Annotated in this window: 6 protein-coding genes; all 6 read left to right on the top strand. The window is 50.0% G+C overall.

Annotated features, from left to right (window positions below):
* Positions 1–159 precede the first annotated feature (159 nt).
* The 6 genes from K0I62_RS05990 to pfaD all read left to right on the top strand — a co-directional run bounded on the left by K0I62_RS05990 (position 160) and on the right by pfaD (position 19,240).
* Positions 160–456, top strand: a complete 297-nt coding sequence (locus K0I62_RS05990; protein WP_220070575.1) for a hypothetical protein — start codon at positions 160–162, stop codon at positions 454–456.
* Positions 457–891: 435 nt separating this feature from the next.
* Positions 892–1,752, top strand: coding sequence for a transcriptional regulator (locus K0I62_RS05985; RefSeq protein WP_220071296.1), 861 nt, complete (start codon positions 892–894; stop codon positions 1,750–1,752).
* A complete protein-coding gene (locus K0I62_RS05980) occupies positions 1,752–9,563 on the top strand; it encodes a type I polyketide synthase (protein WP_220070574.1) in 7,812 nt (2,603 codons plus the stop codon). The genes K0I62_RS05985 and K0I62_RS05980 overlap by 1 nt, the downstream gene beginning before the upstream one ends.
* Positions 9,563–11,758: a PfaB family protein gene (locus K0I62_RS05975; RefSeq protein ID WP_220070573.1), complete on the top strand. Its 2,196-nt coding sequence runs from the start codon at positions 9,563–9,565 to the stop codon at positions 11,756–11,758. Before K0I62_RS05980 ends, K0I62_RS05975 begins: the two co-directional genes overlap by 1 nt.
* Positions 11,758–17,526, top strand: coding sequence for a hotdog fold thioesterase (locus K0I62_RS05970; protein ID WP_220070572.1), 5,769 nt, complete (start codon positions 11,758–11,760; stop codon positions 17,524–17,526). Before K0I62_RS05975 ends, K0I62_RS05970 begins: the two co-directional genes overlap by 1 nt.
* A gap of 91 nt (positions 17,527–17,617) precedes the next feature.
* Positions 17,618–19,240, top strand: coding sequence for an eicosapentaenoate synthase subunit PfaD (gene pfaD, locus K0I62_RS05965; RefSeq protein WP_220070571.1), 1,623 nt, complete (start codon positions 17,618–17,620; stop codon positions 19,238–19,240).
* The last annotated feature ends 12 nt before the right edge of the window (positions 19,241–19,252 follow it).

Raw genomic sequence — 19,252 nt, 5'->3', positions numbered from 1 at the left:
ACGATGTTTAGTGATTGACCGCTAGGTTTTGGTTGTCAATTTGTTCCAAATATGTAACCGTTAATACTGGCTCTGACAAGATACAACCAATGCGTAAACATCAAGAGCGCGCATCATTTTGACGGAACAATACTAATAAGATTATTTAAGGAGAACCATGTGTCTATAAAATCAATTGACGTTGTTAAAGCGGTAGGAATAACTTTATTTCTGCTGACCATCAGCGCCTGCAGCAGCACAGATAACAAACCGATGACTGAAGAGCAGCTTGCATTAAAAGCAAAAAATCAACAAAAACTTGCCGATGCGGGCTATGAATGTAGGAAACAAAAAGTAACAGGTTCGAGTATCAAGGTAAAGGTGTGTGATACACGCAAGCAACGCGAAGACCGCCAAAATTCAGATAGAGAGGCGATTAACGATATTATCCGCCAAACACCCCCAGCAAAAAGGTAATTAATCTCTGGACACGTCTTAATCCAAGTTCAGATTAATTCAAAATAAACCAGTAAGGTAAAGATAGTCAAACACTTATCTTTACCTTTTATTGAGAAGAAAATCTACTCTTCAGCTATAACATCGTCACCAGATTCCGACTCGATCTTGCTCGCTTTTATCTATCTAACCCTTATTGTAAATGAAGAAAGTTCAAATCAACTTTCAAGCACTACCCATTCTAATATAGCGCACACTTGTACGCTAAAACTGGTCTAAACAGGTGCTTTTAAGTCCCAGGAGATTGTGTTGACCTCAAACCTAATGTAGTCTGCTGTGCAAATAGCGATTCAATCACTGAGAAATACCGCCAGTTCTCTGAGTCTTCAGCTCAAAAACAGCGACATGAACCACGGTAAAGTCCCAGTAGATTATTTATGGAAACTTGCACTATCTATGGTTGAGCCTCAGAGTATTAATGCTCGTGAAAACAGTGACAAGCCGGATGACTGTACGCAAAATGTCACCGGGGTTAGGCATAAAAATGCCACCACGACTCCCGAGATGCGTCGATTCATTCAAGGATCCGACCTTCCTATCAGCCAACTCGCTAGAGTCCTCAACATCAGTGAAGCTACGGTACGTAAATGGCGTAAGCGCGATTCAATCGATAATTGTCCCAATACACCTCACCATCTCAATACCACTTTAACGCCGATGCAAGAATATGTAGTGGTCGGCTTACGCTATCAATTAAAGATGCCGCTCGACCGGTTATTAGAGGTCACTCAGCAGTTTATTAACCCCAACGTATCGCGCTCAGGACTCGCTCGCTGCCTTAAACGCTACGGTGTTTCACGTATCAACGATATAGAACGTCCCGATGTACCTGAACATTATTTTAACCAGTTGCCGATAGCCCAAAACAGCCATATCGCAACCTATACACTCAACCCAGAAACACTCGCTAAGACCCTAGCGTTGCCAGAGGCCGATGGAGACTCAGTCGTCCAAGTCGCTTCACTAACCATTCCACCCAAACTAACCGATTCAACCCCAAGCTCTGTGCTTCTCGGTATCGATCCCCACAGTGATTGGATCTATCTAGACATTTATCAAGATGGAAACACCCAAGCCACAAGACGCTACATAGCGCATGTGCTGCAACATGGGCCGTTTCATCTACGCAAGTTACTGGTACGTAATTACCACACTTTTTTACAGCGATTTCCTGGTGCAAAAATGACACACATCACACCAAACGCTGAAACTCACAACAAGACGCCTGACATTCAGGCGACCACTGGAGACTCATAATGAGCCAGACATCTAAACAAGCCGCCGAACAGCGTGACTCTCGCTTAAACAAGCGCCTTAAAGATATGCCTATCGCCATCGTTGGCATGGCCAGCATCTTTGCCAACTCTCGCTACCTGAATAAATTTTGGGACTTAATCAGTGAGAAAATCGACGCCATTACTGAGGTACCAGACACCCATTGGGATAGCGACGATTACTATGATGCCGACAAAACCAAAGCCGACAAGAGTTACTGTAAACGTGGCGGTTTTATGCCAGAAGTTAACTTCAACCCAATGGAATTTGGCCTGCCGCCCAACATCCTCGAGCTGACCGATACCTCACAGCTACTGTCGCTCATCGTCGCCAAAGAAGTATTGGCCGATGCCAATCTACCGGCGGACTATGACCGTGATAAAATCGGTATCACTTTAGGGGTCGGCGGTGGTCAGAAAATCAGCCAAAGCCTTAACGCTCGCCTGCAATATCCTGTACTAAAAAAAGTATTTAAAAGCAGCGGGATCAGCGACGCAGACAGCGAAATGCTGATTAAAAAGTTCCAAGACCAGTATATCCATTGGGAAGAGAACTCATTTCCAGGCTCTCTAGGTAACGTAATTGCCGGTCGTATTGCCAACCGTTTCGACCTTGGTGGCATGAACTGTGTTGTCGATGCGGCATGTGCGGGCTCGTTAGCCGCTATGCGTATGGCACTGAGTGAACTCGTTGAAGGTCGCTCAGAGATGATGATCACAGGTGGTGTGTGTACCGATAACTCGCCGTCGATGTACATGAGCTTCTCAAAGACACCAGCCTTTACCACCAATGAAACCATTCAGCCATTTGATGTCGATTCTAAAGGAATGATGATTGGTGAAGGCATTGGCATGATAGCGCTTAAGCGTCTTGAGGATGCCGAGCGCGATGGCGATCGTATCTACTCGGTCATTAAAGGTATCGGCTCATCATCAGATGGTAAATTTAAATCTATCTATGCGCCGCGCCCAGAAGGTCAAGCTAAAGCCCTAAAACGCGCCTATGACGATGCAGGCTTTGCGCCCCACACTCTTGGGCTTATCGAAGCGCACGGTACTGGCACGGCCGCCGGTGACGCTGCCGAATTTAGGGGCTTAAGCTCAGTTTTTGCAGAAGGTAACGACAACAAACAGCATATTGCGTTAGGGTCGGTAAAATCACAAATCGGTCACACAAAATCAACCGCTGGAACCGCTGGACTAATTAAGGCGGCGTTAGCGCTTCACCACAAGGTGTTGCCAGCGACCATCAACGTCAGCGAGCCAAATCCAAAACTGGATATCGAAAACTCGCCGTTTTACTTAAACACAGAAACTCGCCCTTGGCTGCCGCGCCCAGATGGTACGCCACGCCGTGCAGGGATCAGCTCATTTGGTTTTGGCGGCACTAACTTCCACTTCGTACTGGAAGAGTACAACAGCGAACATGCACGCACCGATAACAAGCAGAGCCAATACCGTCAGCGCAGCGTTGCCCAGAGTTTCCTCTTCAGTGGCGCAACGAAAGCAGAACTCGTAGCCAGCCTCAATAGCGCCCTCAGCGCGGCCAACAATGGCACTCGCTTAACCGACATCGCCAGCGGTCATGGCGTTCGCAAACTGGATGCGAATGCACCGCGTCTCGGGTTGGTTGCTAGCAACAATGACGAACTCATCAAGCTGATTAATCAAGCGCTGACTAAACTACAAAATAGTGACGAGGCTCACTGGTCACTGCCAGGTGGCATCAACTACCGTGAAGCAGCAATGACAGAGGGAAAAGTGGCCGCGCTCTTTGCTGGCCAAGGCTCCCAGTACCTCAATATGGGCCGTGAACTTGCTTGCCACTTCCCAGAGATACGCCAGCAATTTGTGCACGCAGACAGGGTGTTTGACGCCAACAACAAGACGCCATTGTCTCAGATTGTTTACCCTATCCCAGTATTTAACAGCGCAGATCAAAAAGCCCAAGCAGAGCTATTGACCAACACCGCCAACGCGCAAAGTGCCATTGGTGCGCTTTCTATGGGTCAATACGCCCTATTCACCGCCGCAGGTTTTGAAGCGGACATGGTCGCTGGCCACAGCTTTGGTGAACTCAGTGCATTATGCGCCGCTGGAGTGATCAGCATTGACGATTATTACAAGCTCACCTTCGCCCGCGGCGATGCAATGGCAACTAAGCTAGATGATGACGTTGATACTGGTGCTATGTATGCCATCATTACTAACACTGCCAACGATCTTGAATTACTTGAATCGACTATCAGCCAATTCGATGGCGTCAAAGTGGCGAACTACAACTCGCCAACTCAACTCGTAATTGCAGGACCTACCAGCGCAACGTCTGAGGCTGCAAAAGCGTTAAGCGATCTCGGATTCAAAGCCATCGCACTGCCGGTTTCAGGCGCCTTCCATACGCCACTGGTCGGCCATGCTCAAGCTCCGTTTGCTAAGGCTATCGATGCGGCTAAGTTTACTAAGCCACAACGTCCTATCTACGCTAATGCCACCGGCCAACAGTATCAGTCAGCAGCCAAGACCATTAAGAGTGAGCTTAAGCAACACATGCTGCAATCGGTGCGTTTTAGCGAGCAATTACAAGCCATGTATGACGCAGGAGCCCGTATATTTGTCGAGTTTGGACCAAAGAACATCTTACAAAAGCTGGTTGAGAGCACCCTTAGCGACAAGATGAGCGAACTGTGCACAGTCAGCATAAACCCAAATCCAAAGGGCGATAGCGATCTGCAACTGCGTCAAGCCGCATTGCAGCTCGCGGTGGCGGGCGTTGCACTAGAAAACCTCGATCCATATGCGGCACCAATCGCGGCCGAAGAAAAACCATCACCAATGAACATCAAGCTGACGGCGGCCAACCATATTAGCCCAGTAACTCGCGCGAAAATGGCCAAATCGTTACAAACAGGTGCGATCTCAAGTCAAATCGTTGAAGTCGAAAAAATTGTAGAAGTTGAGAAGATTGTGGAAGTAGAGAAAGTTGTGGAAAAAGTCGTAGAAAAGGTCGTTGCGGTAAACCATTCCCCTGTAAACAATGCTCCTGCATCAGCTGTAGCACCAACAGATGCTGTGGCGACGCCTACGGCAACACCTGTGAATAGCGATGCCCTAAGCCAGTTCTTTGCAGCCCAAAGCCAAGCGGCAGCGCTGCATCAACAGTTCCTATCTATTCCACAGCAATATGGTGAAACCTTCACCACACTGATGACGGCACAAGCACAGATGGCCGCATCAGGTGTCGCTATCCCTGAGAGCCTGCAGCGCTCTATGGAGCAGTTCCACCAGCACCAGGCACAAACACTGCAAAGCCATACTCAGTTCCTCGAACTGCAAGCGCAGAGCAATACCACCGCACTTGACCTATTGAGTCATGGTGCAATCGCTCTCAATCAGCCAACATCAGTTGATGCACAAATTCAGCCAGCTCCTGCTAGTACTACGGCACCAGTGATTAATCCCCCCACAGCTCCGACTGTTAGCACTGCACCACAGGTTACTGCTGCAGTTGCACCAAAAGTGGTAGCTTCAGTGGTTAGCACGCCTGCGGCCTCGGCGGCCGTTGCTGCGCCAGACGCTATAAAGCCTGTTGTTATTACGCCAGTTGTTGCAAGCCCAGTCGCTGTCCCAGCGCCAAGCAACGCACTTTCTGCTGACAAAGTGCAAGCGACCATGATGTCAGTTGTGGCTGAAAAGACCGGTTACCCAACCGAGATGCTTGAACTTGAGATGGATATGGAAGCTGATTTAGGCATCGACTCTATCAAGCGCGTTGAAATTTTAGGCACAGTGCAAGATGAACTACCAGACCTGCCAGAACTTAGTCCAGAAGACTTAGCCGAGTGTCGCACCTTAGGCGAAATTGTTAGCTATATGAATAGCAAACTGCCAGCTGTTGGTAGTGCCCCCGTTACAACAAGCACGCCTGTTCCAAGCAGTCTGACTAACGAGCAAGTGCACAACACCATGATGAATGTCGTGGCCGAAAAAACTGGTTACCCGACAGAGATGCTTGAACTTGAAATGGATATGGAGGCCGATTTAGGCATCGATTCGATCAAGCGCGTTGAAATTTTAGGCACAGTGCAAGATGAGCTACCAGGCCTGCCAGAACTCAGTCCAGAAGATTTAGCCGAGTGTCGCACCTTAGGCGAAATTGTTGCTTACATGAACAGTAAGCTGCCAGCCGTTGGCAGTGCCCCCGTTACAACAAGCGCGCCTGTTCAAAGCGGTCTAACCAACGAGCAAGTACATAGTACCATGATGTCAGTTGTGGCTGAAAAGACCGGTTACCCAACCGAGATGCTTGAACTTGAGATGGATATGGAGGCTGATTTAGGCATCGACTCTATCAAGCGCGTTGAAATTTTAGGCACAGTGCAAGATGAACTACCAGACCTGCCTGAGCTTAATCCTGAAGATTTAGCCGAGTGTCGCACCTTAGGCGAAATTGTTAGCTATATGAACAGCAAACTGCCAGCTGTTGGCAGTGCGCCAATTGCCGCGAATGCGCCGGCGGCCCTCACACCGGCCACGACTGCAGAACTTGTTCAAAGCAATCTGACTAACGAGCAAGTGCACAACACCATGATGAATGTGGTGGCCGAAAAAACTGGTTACCCGACAGAGATGCTTGAACTTGAAATGGATATGGAGGCCGATTTAGGCATCGACTCTATCAAGCGCGTTGAAATTTTAGGCACAGTGCAAGATGAGCTACCAGACCTGCCTGAGCTTAATCCTGAAGACTTAGCCGAGTGTCGCACCTTAGGTGAAATCGTTAGCTATATGAACAGCAAACTACCAGCAGTGACCAATGCGCCTGTTGCCGAAAATGCACCAGCTGCCCTAACTCCAGCCACGACTGCAGCGTCTGTTCCAAGCGCTCTGACTAACGAGCAAGTGCACAACACCATGATGAGTGTGGTGGCCGATAAAACCGGTTACCCGACAGAGATGCTCGCCCTCGAGATGGATATGGAAGCCGATTTAGGCATCGATTCGATCAAGCGCGTTGAAATTTTAGGCACAGTGCAAGATGAGCTACCAGACCTGCCTGAGCTTAATCCTGAAGATTTAGCCGAGTGTCGCACCTTAGGCGAAATTGTTAGTTATATGAATAGTAAACTACCCGCTGAAGGCTCTATGAACAGCAAGCTCGGCGCTTCATCATCAGCCGCTGCGCCTGTAACGGCAGAGCCCTTAAATGATAGGCCTGCTGCGCTCTCAAGCGAGCCCAGTGTTGAACTGCCACCTCACAGCGAGGTAGCGCTAAAAAAGCTTGATGCGGCGGAGTTAGTTAACAACTGTTTCGCCGCTAACGCTCACATTGTGATCAACGATGATGGTCACAACGCAGGTGTGCTAGCCGAGAAGCTAGTTAAACAGGGCTTACAGGTGGCCGTTGTGCGTTTGCCGGAAGGTCAACCACAGTCACCGCTAAACAGTGATATCAAAAGCTTTCAAGCTGACAGTGCCGATGAAATAGGTATTGCTGCCGTGATCAATCAGATTGAACAGCAGTTAGGCGCTATCGGCGGCTTTGTTCACTTGCACCCGCAAGAGGCACAAGCTACAGATAATAACGGCGTACAGCTTAGCGACGACAGCTTCAATCACTTGAGCCAGGCCTTCCTATGGGCCAAATTGTTGCAACCTAAATTAACCCAAGACACGGGTGCCCGACGTGCGTTCATCAGCGTCAGTCGCATCGACGGTGGCTTCGGTTATTTAGACCTTGAACAGTTAAAAACCGCAGAGCTTAACCAAGCCGCACTGGCTGGGCTCACCAAGACCTTAAGCCACGAGTGGCCAAGCGTATTTTGCCGTGCATTAGATATCGCACCAGCGCTGGATGCAAGCCGCTTAAGTGATGCCATCGCCAACGAGCTGTTTGATAGCAATGCAAGATTGAACGAAGTGGGGTTAAGCCTCAATGAGCAAGGTCAACTGCAGCGCACAGCCTTAATTGCAGGCGATGCGAGCATTAAAACAGCAAAGAGTGAGCTAAATAGCGCAGATAAAATACTGGTGACCGGGGGAGCAAAAGGCGTAACCTTTGAATGTGCCCTAGCCCTAGCTAAGCGTTGTCAGTCGCACTTTATCTTGGCGGGTCGTAGCCAACATGTGCCCCTCAATAATCTGCCCAGCTGGGCACAAGGTAAAGCGGCAAGCGAACTCAAATCAGCCGCGATTGCCCACATTATTGCCTCGGGTGAGAAACCAACGCCTAAGCAGGTAGATGCATTAGTGTGGCCAGTACAGAGCAGCCTAGAGATCAATGCGGCACTGGATGCGTTTAACGCAGTAGGTGCAAGCGCCGAGTACATCAGCATGGATGTGAGCAATACTGACTCGGTTAACAGCGCACTGAGCGCTATCACTCAGATAACGCCAATCACAGGCCTTATCCATGGTGCTGGCGTCTTGGCTGACAAACATATCCAAGACAAAACCTTAGATGAACTGGCACGGGTTTATGGCACCAAAGTCAGCGGCCTGAAGGCACTGCTTTCTGTCATCGATACCAGCCAGCTAAAACAGGTTGCCATGTTCTCCTCGGCGGCAGGTTTCTACGGCAATACTGGCCAAAGCGACTACGCCATGTCGAACGACATTCTTAATAAGGCGGCACTGCAACTCTCAGCCAAACACCCAAATGCTAAAGTGATGAGCTTTAACTGGGGACCTTGGGATGGCGGCATGGTTACCCCAGCGCTGAAGAAGATGTTTACTGACCGTGGAGTGTATGTGATCCCACTCCAAGCAGGCGCGGAGCTATTTGCGACCCAACTGCTAAAAGAGACTGGTGTGCAGCTGCTAGTGGGCACAGATATGCAAGGCAACAGCAAAAGTGACACCACCGCTAAGGAAGCGACTGTAAAAAAGCCTAATGCGGGTGAGGTGCAAGTTGCACAGCGCCCGCAGCGCGACGTCACCGCACTGACTGAAGTGACACTTAAGCGAGTGCTAAAACCTGATGCATTGACCTTTATTCAAGATCACCGCATTGGTGGCAATCCCGTATTGCCAACGGTTTGTGCTATCCAATGGATGCGCGAAGCGGCGCTTGAGCAGTATAGGCTAACGCTCATGGTGCAAGACTACAAGTTACTCAAAGGCATAGTGTTCGACTCAAGCGAGAGCCAAACCTTAATGATGCGCTTAACCCCACAATATGAAGCGGGAGCATTCAAAGGTATTAAGGCGTTAATCAGCTGTGAAGGACGGCCTCAGTATCAGGCACTATTAGTTAAAGCAGGCGACGTGCAACATAGCACTAAGCAGTTTGATGAGCTCAGCCAAGTCGTGCCAGTAACTGATAAATCCAGACTTTACAGCGACGGCACCCTGTTCCATGGTCCGCGTTTACAAGGCTTAGATAAGGTGCTGCGCTTTAATGAACACGGCTTAGTGGTTAGCTGCCAACTGCCTCATGTGGCCAAGCAAGATTGTGGCGACTTTACCCCAAGCTTAACGGCTAACGGGTGTCAGCCTTTTGCTGAAGATCTACTGCTGCAGGCGATGCTAGTTTGGGCAAGGCTAACCTATGGCGCTGCCAGTCTTCCCTCGACCATTGGCGAGTTTGTCAGTGTGTTACCGATGGACTTTGGCGACCAAGGTTATATCGAGCTCACCGTCCTTAAAACCAGCAGCCGACAGTTGGTTGCCGATGTGGCGCTGTATCATCAAAATGGCCAATTAAGCTGCATAATGAATTCGGCAAAAGTGACCATAAGCAAAGCACTTAACGGCGCTTTTGTTAACGACCAAAACATTAAAGAGGATCATGCATAGTGACACTCAATAATGGGACGCTCAATAAAGGAAGCGCAACGCAAAGCGATCGCAAGCTAGACCAAGATGAGGCGACGCCACTGCGCGTCGCCGTGCTCGTGATTAATATGGCAGACACAATGCCTACCGAACTAAGCAATGAACCTATCTTGGTGATTGAGCTTGACCGATTCACAACAAATCTTGAGATGGCGCTAGACCTTGTGGCCGCTGGTGAAGTGGTCAGCATTCAGGCACCGCACAGTAGTTTGGTACTGATGCCCGCACTTGTGGCCGCGCAGCGAAAGCTGCATCCACACGCGTACCTCGCTGGGGTGCAATATGCCAAAACAGCTGAAGCGGCATCGAGCCTCGCACTAAAACAGGCTAAGCGTGATCTAAGCGCGGTAAACTGTCAGCGCAGTATTGTCATTGGTAATGAACAAGTGAGTCATCTAGAGGTCGATCGCAATCAACTTGCATTTGACGGGCTTTGCCAACTGATCACCGATATCGCGCAGCGCACCATTACTCGAGACGATAACTCACGCCACTATTGGTTTACAGCGCGTTATCAGGCACGTGTAGCTACTCTAAATCTGCAATTTAACCCAGAAGATAATGCAATCCCTCATGCAAGCATTGTACTAACCCAAGGTACGGGTCGATTAAAAGCAAGATCCTTACTCAAGGCTCAGCGGCTATTCTTCTTAATCTCTGGCACCAGCGAAGCCGAGCTAAATCAAGGCTTATGGGCGTTAGCCGCTAAGCTAGATAGTATTAAAATGATGACTGATGATTCAAAAATCAGCTTATCTTTACTGGCGTTAATGCAGCAAAATTTACATGAGTTTGAAATCAGTACCAGTCCACGTTTTGCGCTCACGTTGCAAGCCTCTAGTATCGAGTCTCTCATGCAAGAGATTGCCAGTATGAGTGATGCGCTAAGCCAAGTGTTTAAAGAGAAAGGGCAATACAAAACCCCAGCCGGAAGCTTTTTTACGGCCGCGCCACTTGGACAACAACATCTCGCCTTTGTTTATCCTGGTGTCGGCACTGTCTATCACGACATGCTCAGCGAACTGCATCACTATTTCCCTGCGCTCTATGCTCGCTTAGAGCAGCAAGGCGACCTCAAAGCCATGTTACAAGCAGATGCGATCTATCATAGCGATAAACAGATCACAGAGCAGATGGCGCTGGGCGATATGGCGATTGCAGGCGTAGGTGCGAGTTATCTGCTGAGCAAACTATTAATGGATGAGTTTGATGTTAAGCCACAATACGCACTAGGTTATTCCATGGGCGAAGCCTCTATGTGGGCTAGTCTTGATGTATGGCAGCAGCCTCATCTCTTGATCGACAAAACCAAAAGCGATCCGCTATTTACGTCCGTCATCTCAGGCGACCTCAGTGCAGTGCGCAGCGCTTGGGGACTGACCGATAGCGATGTGATTCATTGGAACAGCTTTCTGGTGCGCTGCACTCCCGAGTCGATTCGTCCAATGCTTAAGCAATATCCACGTGTTTACCTAGCCATCACTCAAGGCGACACCTGCGTGATTGCAGGCTGTGAGCATAGCTGCCAGGAGCTACTAAAAGCTTTGGGGAAACGCGGGATTGCGGCCAATCGCGTAACGGCAATGCACACGATGCCGGCACTCAGCCAGCATGACAATGTGGTCGCTTTTTATGAGCAAAATATTGTTCCAGAAGCGGTGAGTCACCCAGTCACATTTATCAGCGCCTCCGATACAGGCAAAGGTATCGATAGGGGCGTTGGCGATGAGCAGGGGCAATTGAATCCAAAGCTGATAGCAACCTCGATTGCCGATACCTTCTGCAATAGCTTAGATTTTACCGCCCTGATCCAGAGTGCAACGCGCCAAGGCGCACGGCTATTTGTCGAAATAGGTGCCGATCGCCAAAACTGCACCCTCATCGACAAAATACTAAAAAGCAGTGACAGTGAAAAACTCATCGATAATCTGTTATCACCGTCGGCAAACCATACATCTCAGTACTGCACCGTACCGCTAAACGCCAAAGGGAGCAGCGATATCGCGACTCTGCTTAAGGCAATCGGACAGTTGATCAGTCATCGAGTCCCCGTCAGCCTGACCGTGCTGCAGCTGGGACTAAAGCGTCAATTAGCACTGCAAGAGCAGCTAACGACAACTGATGCGGCAAATACCTTATTAAAAGGGGAAGCATAATGCCTTCAAATGAAGCGCCTTCTCAACCATGTAAAATAGCGATAGTCGGGTTAGCCACCCTGTATCCCGACGCCAAAACGCCGGATCAATTTTGGCAAAACTTACTCGACAAGCGCGACTCTCGTACCACATTGAGTGATGCAAAACTCGGTGCTAATAGCAGCGACTATCAAGGTGTACAGGGCCAATCAGATCGCTTCTACTGCGACAACGGTGGCTATATTGAAGACTTTATCTTCGATGCGAACGGCTATCGTATCGGGGCTGAGCGGCTCATGGGACTCGATGACAGTTTCAAATGGGCACTCGATACCAGCCGTAACGCGCTACTCGATGCAGGCGTAGCGATGGACTCGCCGCTACTAGAGCGCACAGGCATCATCATGGGCGCACTGTCATTCCCAACCGCAAAATCGAATGAGCTGTTTCTGCCGCTTTATCACAATGCGGTAGAGAAAGCCTTGCAGACCAAGTTAGATAGCCAAAATTTTCGCCTGCATCCCTTTAATGCGCAAACCCCACACACACCATCAATCGACTGTGCTAACGGGGCGATAGCCCATAACGCTTCTAAGGTGGTCGCCGATGCACTGGGCCTAGGTCGCGTGCAGCTCAGCCTAGATGCCGCCTGTGCCAGCTCAGTCTATTCCCTTAAGTTAGCCTGTGATTACCTTGCAACGGGTAAGGCCGATCTCATGTTAGCGGGCGCCGTTTCAGGCGCGGACCCTTTCTTTATCAATATGGGGTTCTCGATTTTTCACGCCTACCCAGATCATGGATTCTCAGCCCCCTTTGATAAAAACAGCAAAGGCTTGTTTGCTGGTGAAGGAGCTGGGGTTCTGGCACTTAAACGACTCGACGATGCAGAGCGCGACGGCGATAAGATCTACGCAGTGGTCAGCGGGATCGGTCTGTCTAACGATGGCAAAGGGCAGTTTGTATTAAGCCCAAATAGCAAAGGCCAAGTAAAGGCCTTCGAACGCGCCTATCGCAGCAGCGACATAGCGCCAGAAAACATCGAAGTGATCGAATGTCACGCCACTGGCACGCCACTAGGTGACAAGGTTGAACTTGCCTCGATGGAGCAGTTTTTTGCACCACGTCTCAATGGCTCAGCCGCACCGATTATTGGCTCGGCCAAATCCAACTTAGGCCACCTACTTACTGCCGCAGGTATGCCTGGGATCATGAAGATGATCTTCGCCATGCGCCAAGGTGTATTGCCGCCCAGTATTAATATTAGCGAGGCCATTGGCTCGCCAAATGGCCTATTTGGTGCTCATACTTTGCCAAATAAAGTCACACCTTGGCCAGTAAAAACGGGCAACCATGAACGGCTTGCAGGTGTGTCGGTATTTGGCTTTGGTGGCTGTAATGCTCACCTATTACTAGAGTCTTACACCGCTAAACAGCCAAGAGCTGGAAGCGCACCTTTACAGGCGTGTAGCAACGGCTCAACTCCCGCATTTGCCATTAGCGGTATCGCCAGCCACATTGGGCCGCTTAGCACCATTAATCAACTCGATGCGACCTTACAACAAGGTCAACATGCGTTTATCGACCTCCCCAGCAAACGCTGGAAAGGGCTCGACAAGCACCCTGAACTATTAGCTAAATTTGGCATCCATGCCATTCCACAAGGGGCTTATGTTGACAGTTTTGAGCTGGACTTTTTACGCTTTAAACTGCCGCCCAATGAAGATGATCGCTTGATCTGTCAGCAACTCATGTTGATGAAGGTGACCGACGAAGCCATTCGCGATGCCAAGCTAAAGCCGGGCCAAAAAGTGGCCGTGCTGGTCGCTATGGAGACAGAGCTTGAACTGCATCAGTTCCGCGGCCGCGTCAACCTGCATACTCAATTGAAACAAAGCCTCAATGCCATGGGTGTGACACTTACAGACAGTGAGTATCAATCCCTTGAAACGATCGCGATGGACAGTGTCCTCGATGCAGCCAAGCTTAACCAGTACACCAGCTTTATCGGCAACATCATGGCGTCGCGCATCGCCTCACTCTGGGACTTTAATGGCCCAGCTTTCACCATCTCAGCGGGTGAGCAGTCGGTGAGCCGTGCCCTCGATGTGGCCGAAAATATGATGGTGCAAGAACAGCTCGATGCCGTAGTGATTGCCGCGGTCGACTTGTCCGGCAGCATTGAGCAGGTGATGCTTAAAAATGCCGTAAGCCCTATGGCAGCACCACCAAGTGATACAGGCTGGAAACTGGCTGAAGGTGCGGGCGCGCTAGTGCTTGAACCGCTTAGCCATGCAAGTCAGAGTTACGCCACCATTGAAAGCATAAACTTTGGTGCCACCAGCGCGGTTAGCCGCGTCGCCGATGAGTTACTGACACTTACAGGCACCCATGGCGCACAAATCAGTCTAGTTGAGCAGAATATTGCCCCAGGCAGCACGTTGACATGCGACCAATTACAGCAGGCCCTCCCCTTAACCCAAGCGCGTTTTGAGCAGGGTCAACAACGGCTTGGACACAGCTTTGCCGCCGCAGGTATGACGAGTCTAATCTATGGCCTGCTGCGCCTCAATCAACAACACAATCAACAAGATGAGCAAGATACAAGCCAGCATGCTGTAATTGCGAACGTGAGCGAAAATCAGTGTGCCCTCACCCACCTAAGTCAAAATGCTGCCCAGCGCACAGCACTGAGTCAGCGACTGGCTCATACCTTAGGCACCCATGCCGAGCGCAGCTTAGTCAAAGAGGTCTATTTAGGTGGACGAGATATCGTGGGTCATATCATTAACACCCCGATACCAGACCTAGACACTATCAAAGCAAAAGTTGCCCAAGGTCATTTAGCGCCAACCACTTCACGTGCGCCGCAACTGATCAGCTACCCACAGCCCGTTGCGACGTCGGCGGCAGATGCCCAAACGCCAACACAGGCCCACATTGCTAAAGCAATAGGTACCCAGAATATAATGACAAGCAAAACACCCCGCGCATTCGATGCGAGCCAATTAGAACTGTCACAAGGCGAATTAGCCGCGTTTCAGCATAACCAACAGCTCGCGCAGCAGGCGCACCTGGCTTTTCTCAAAAGCCGTGAAACAGGCCTTAAAGTGGCTGACCAACTACTCAAGCAGCAGCTTGCGCAAGCCTCGGGCGCGCCACAGTCGACTAAAATTCAACATCAAGTTCAGCATGTGGCCCCCCAAGCAGTGCTGATGCCACAGCATGACAAGGTAGAACCCTACCAAGCCCCAGTACCAGCACACAAACCATGCATCTGGGATTACCATGATCTTGTTGAATATGCTGAAGGCGATATCGCCAAAGTATTTGGCCCAGAATACGCCCCAATCGACAACTACTCTCGTCGTGTCCGCCTGCCGACCACCGACTACCTGTTAGTGTCGAGGGTGACTAAACTCGACGCCAACATAAATGAGTACAAGCCAAGTTCAATGACTACCGAATACGACATCCCAGAAGATGCGCCTTACTTGGTCGATGGCCAAATTCCATGGGCGGTGGCAGTTGAATCAGGTCAATGTGACTTAATGTTAATCAGCTACTTAGGCATTGATTTTGAGAACAAGGGAGAGCGAGTCTATCGTCTACTCGACTGCACCCTCACCTTCTTAGGCGATCTGCCACGGGGCGGTGACACATTAAGATATGATATTAAGATCAACCACTACGCCCGTAACGGCGATACTCTGTTGTTTTTCTTCTCTTATGAGTGTTTCGTTGGCGATACCATGATCCTCAAGATGGATGGTGGCTGTGCAGGCTTCTTCACCGATGCAGAGCTGGCCGATGGCAAAGGCGTCATCCGCACAGAAGATGAAATAAAGGCCCGTAACAGCGCAACTAAGCTACGCTTTAATCCGTTACTGGATTGCCCTCAAACTCAGTTCGATTACGGCGCGATCCACAAGCTATTATCGGCCGATATTGAAGGCTGTTTCGGTCCATCACATGCAGGTCCAGCTCAACCGTCACTGTGTTTTGCTTCAGAGAAGTTCCTGATGATCGAGCACGTCAGTAAAGTCGACAGAACAGGGGGGACATGGGGACTTGGGTTAATTGAAGGTCATAAGCAACTGGAACCAAATCACTGGTACTTCCCTTGTCACTTCAAGGACGACCAAGTAATGGCAGGCTCTTTGATGGCCGAAGGCTGTGGTCAGTTATTGCAGTTCTATATGCTGCACGTAGGCATGCACACCCAGACGAAAAATGGTCGTTTCCAACCACTTGAAAATGCCTCACAAAAGGTACGTTGTCGTGGTCAGGTTACTCCGCAATCGGCCCAGCTCACCTACCGTATGGAAGTGACCGAAATTGGCTTCAGCCCACGTCCTTATGCCAAAGCCAACATAGACATTCTGCTCAATGGCAAAGTGGTAGTGGATTTCCAAAACCTCGGGGTGATGATCAAAGAAGAAGATGAGTGCACCCGCTATAGCGCCCCATTAACGCTTAGCAACACAGTGCCTGCAGAGTCAGCAAGTGCTAAAAGGAGCTATCAAGGCGCATCAGTTAACGCACCGCTCATGGCGCAAATTCCTGATTTGGGCGCCGCGCCAAACAAAGGCGTGATCCCGCTGGCCCATGTAGAGGCCCCCATCACACCCGATTACCCCAATCGCGTGCCTGATACCGTACCATTTACGCCCTACCATCTATTTGAATTTGCCACAGGTAATATCGAAAACTGCTTTGGTCCTGAGTTTTCAATTTATCGCGGTATGATCCCGCCACGTACGCCCTGCGGCGATTTGCAGTTAACCACCCGCGTAGTGGAAGTTAATGGTAAACGGGGGGAATTTAAAAAGCCGTCAAGCTGTATTGCCGAATATGAAGTGCCAACCGATGCCTGGTATTTCGATAAAAATAGCCACCATGCTGTCATGCCGTATTCGGTGCTAATGGAGATCTCCTTGCAGCCTAATGGCTTCATCTCAGGTTACATGGGCACCACATTGGGCTTCCCAGGTCTTGAGCTATTTTTCCGCAACTTAGATGGTAGTGGCGAGCTGCTGCGCGATGTTGACCTGCGCGGCAAAACCATAGTTAACGACTCTCGCCTACTGTCGACGGTGATGGCTGGCACCAACATCATTCAAAGCTTTAGCTTTGAGTTGAGCACCGACGGCGAGCCCTTCTATCGCGGCACAGCGGTATTTGGCTACTTCAAAGGTGACGCGCTTAAAGATCAGCTGGGCTTAGACAATGGCAAAGTCACTCAGCCTTGGCATGTAGCCAAAGGCATTAGTGCCGACACAAAAGTGAACCTACTCGATAAAGCGGGCCGTCACTTTAATGCGCCAGCCGACCAGCCTCACTATCGCCTTGCTGGCGGTCAGCTTAACTTTATCGACAGTGTAGAAATTGTCGATAACGGTGGCACCGAAGGTTTAGGTTACCTCTACGCTGAGCGCACTATCGATCCTAGTGATTGGTTCTTCCAGTTCCACTTCCACCAAGATCCTGTGATGCCAGGTTCATTAGGCGTTGAAGCCATTATCGAAACCATGCAAACTTACGCCATCAGCAAGGATTTGGGCGCTGGGTTTAAAAACCCTAAGTTTGGCCAAATTTTGTCAAACATTAAGTGGAAATATCGCGGTCAGATCAACCCTCTCAATAAGCAGATGTCGATGGATGTCAGTATTACCTCGATTAAAGATGAAGGTGGTAAGAAGGTGATCACAGGTAACGCGAGCCTGAGTAAAGACGGTTTACGTATCTACGAAGTCACCGACATAGCCATCTGTATCGAAGAAGCCTTGTAAAAAATAGATCACTTGAGATATTTGGATACCTGCCAAAACCTCAAGTTAGACAATCGAATAAAGCATAAAAAATAATAAGGGTCTTATTTAAATGAATCCCACGACAACTAGCGACAAATTATCGCCATGGCCTTGGCAAGTAAATGATGCAGATATCTGTTTTGATACGCATGCTATGGCGGCAAAGCTGAAAGATTTCAGCCGCGCCTGCTATGTCATCAATGACAGCGATAAAGGGGTGGGCATCGCGACGCAAGCCAACCTGATGACCACCAATAACACTCAAGGTCATCCCGTTAGTGCCTTCACTCCAGCACTGGGTACCGAAAGCCTTGGCGACAGTAATTTCCGCCGCGTTCACGGTGTAAAATATGCTTACTATGCGGGTGCGATGGCCAACGGCATCTCCTCAGAAGAGCTGGTTATCGCCTTAGGTAAAGCGGGGATTCTGTGCTCATTTGGCGCAGCGGGGCTCATCCCAAGCCGCGTAGAAGCCGCCATTAACCGCATTCAAGCCGCGCTGCCCAATGGCCCCTACATGTTTAACCTTATTCATAGTCCAAGCGAACCCGCACTAGAGCGTGGCAGCGTCGAACTATTTCTTAAGCATAAGGTACGCACCGTTGAAGCATCGGCCTTCTTAGGCCTCACGCCGCAAATTGTTTACTACCGTGCAGCGGGTCTGAGTCGTGACGCCCTTGGCAACATCGTTATCGGCAACAAGGTGATCGCCAAAGTGAGCCGCACCGAAGTAGCTGAAAAGTTCATGATGCCTGCGCCCGTGAAGATGCTACAAAAACTCGTGGATGAGGGTTTGATCAGTGTCGATCAGATGGAGATGGCCCAGCAGATCCCCATGGCTGACGATATCACCGCCGAAGCCGATTCTGGCGGCCATACCGATAACCGTCCTTTGGTTACGCTATTGCCAACGATTTTAGCGCTAAAAGACGAGATCCAAGCCAAGTACCAATATCCAACGCCACTTCGCGTGGGTTGTGGCGGTGGTGTGGGCACCCCAGATGCGGCGCTCGCGACCTTTAATATGGGCGCGGCCTATATCGTTACTGGTTCAATCAACCAAGCCTGTGTCGAAGCCGGAGCCAGTGAGCATACCCGCAAACTGCTTGCCACCACAGAGATGGCAGATGTCACCATGGCACCAGCCGCCGACATGTTTGAGATGGGCGTAAAGCTTCAGGTGGTTAAGCGTGGCACCCTATTCCCAATGCGCGCTAACAAGCTGTATGAGATCTACACACGTTATGACGCCATTGAGTCAATTCCTGCCGATGAGCGTGAAAAGCTTGAAAAGCAAGTCTTCCGCTCAAGCCTCGATGATATCTGGGCAGGCACAGTCGCCCACTTTAACGAGCGCGATCCTAAGCAGATTGAGCGCGCCGAAGGTAACCCAAAACGCAAGATGGCACTGATTTTCCGCTGGTATTTGGGGCTATCGAGCCGCTGGTCAAACTCAGGTGAAGTCGGCCGTGAAATGGATTACCAGATCTGGGCAGGTCCAGCACTTGGCGCCTTTAACCAGTGGGCAAAGGGCAGCTATTTAGATGACTACCAAAAACGTAATGCGGTAGATTTGGCCAAGCACTTGATGTACGGCGCCGCTTACCTTAATCGCATCAATAGCATTATCGCCCAAGGCGTAAAACTGCCAGGTGAATTACTGCGCTGGAAACCCGTTGAACGCATGGCCTAAAGTGCGACGTGC

The organism is Shewanella psychrotolerans (genome assembly GCF_019457595.1).
GTDB classification, from domain to species: Bacteria; Pseudomonadota; Gammaproteobacteria; order Enterobacterales; family Shewanellaceae; genus Shewanella; species Shewanella psychrotolerans.
Note: the sequence above shows the minus strand (reverse complement) of the source record. Positions and strands in the feature narration are given on the sequence as shown.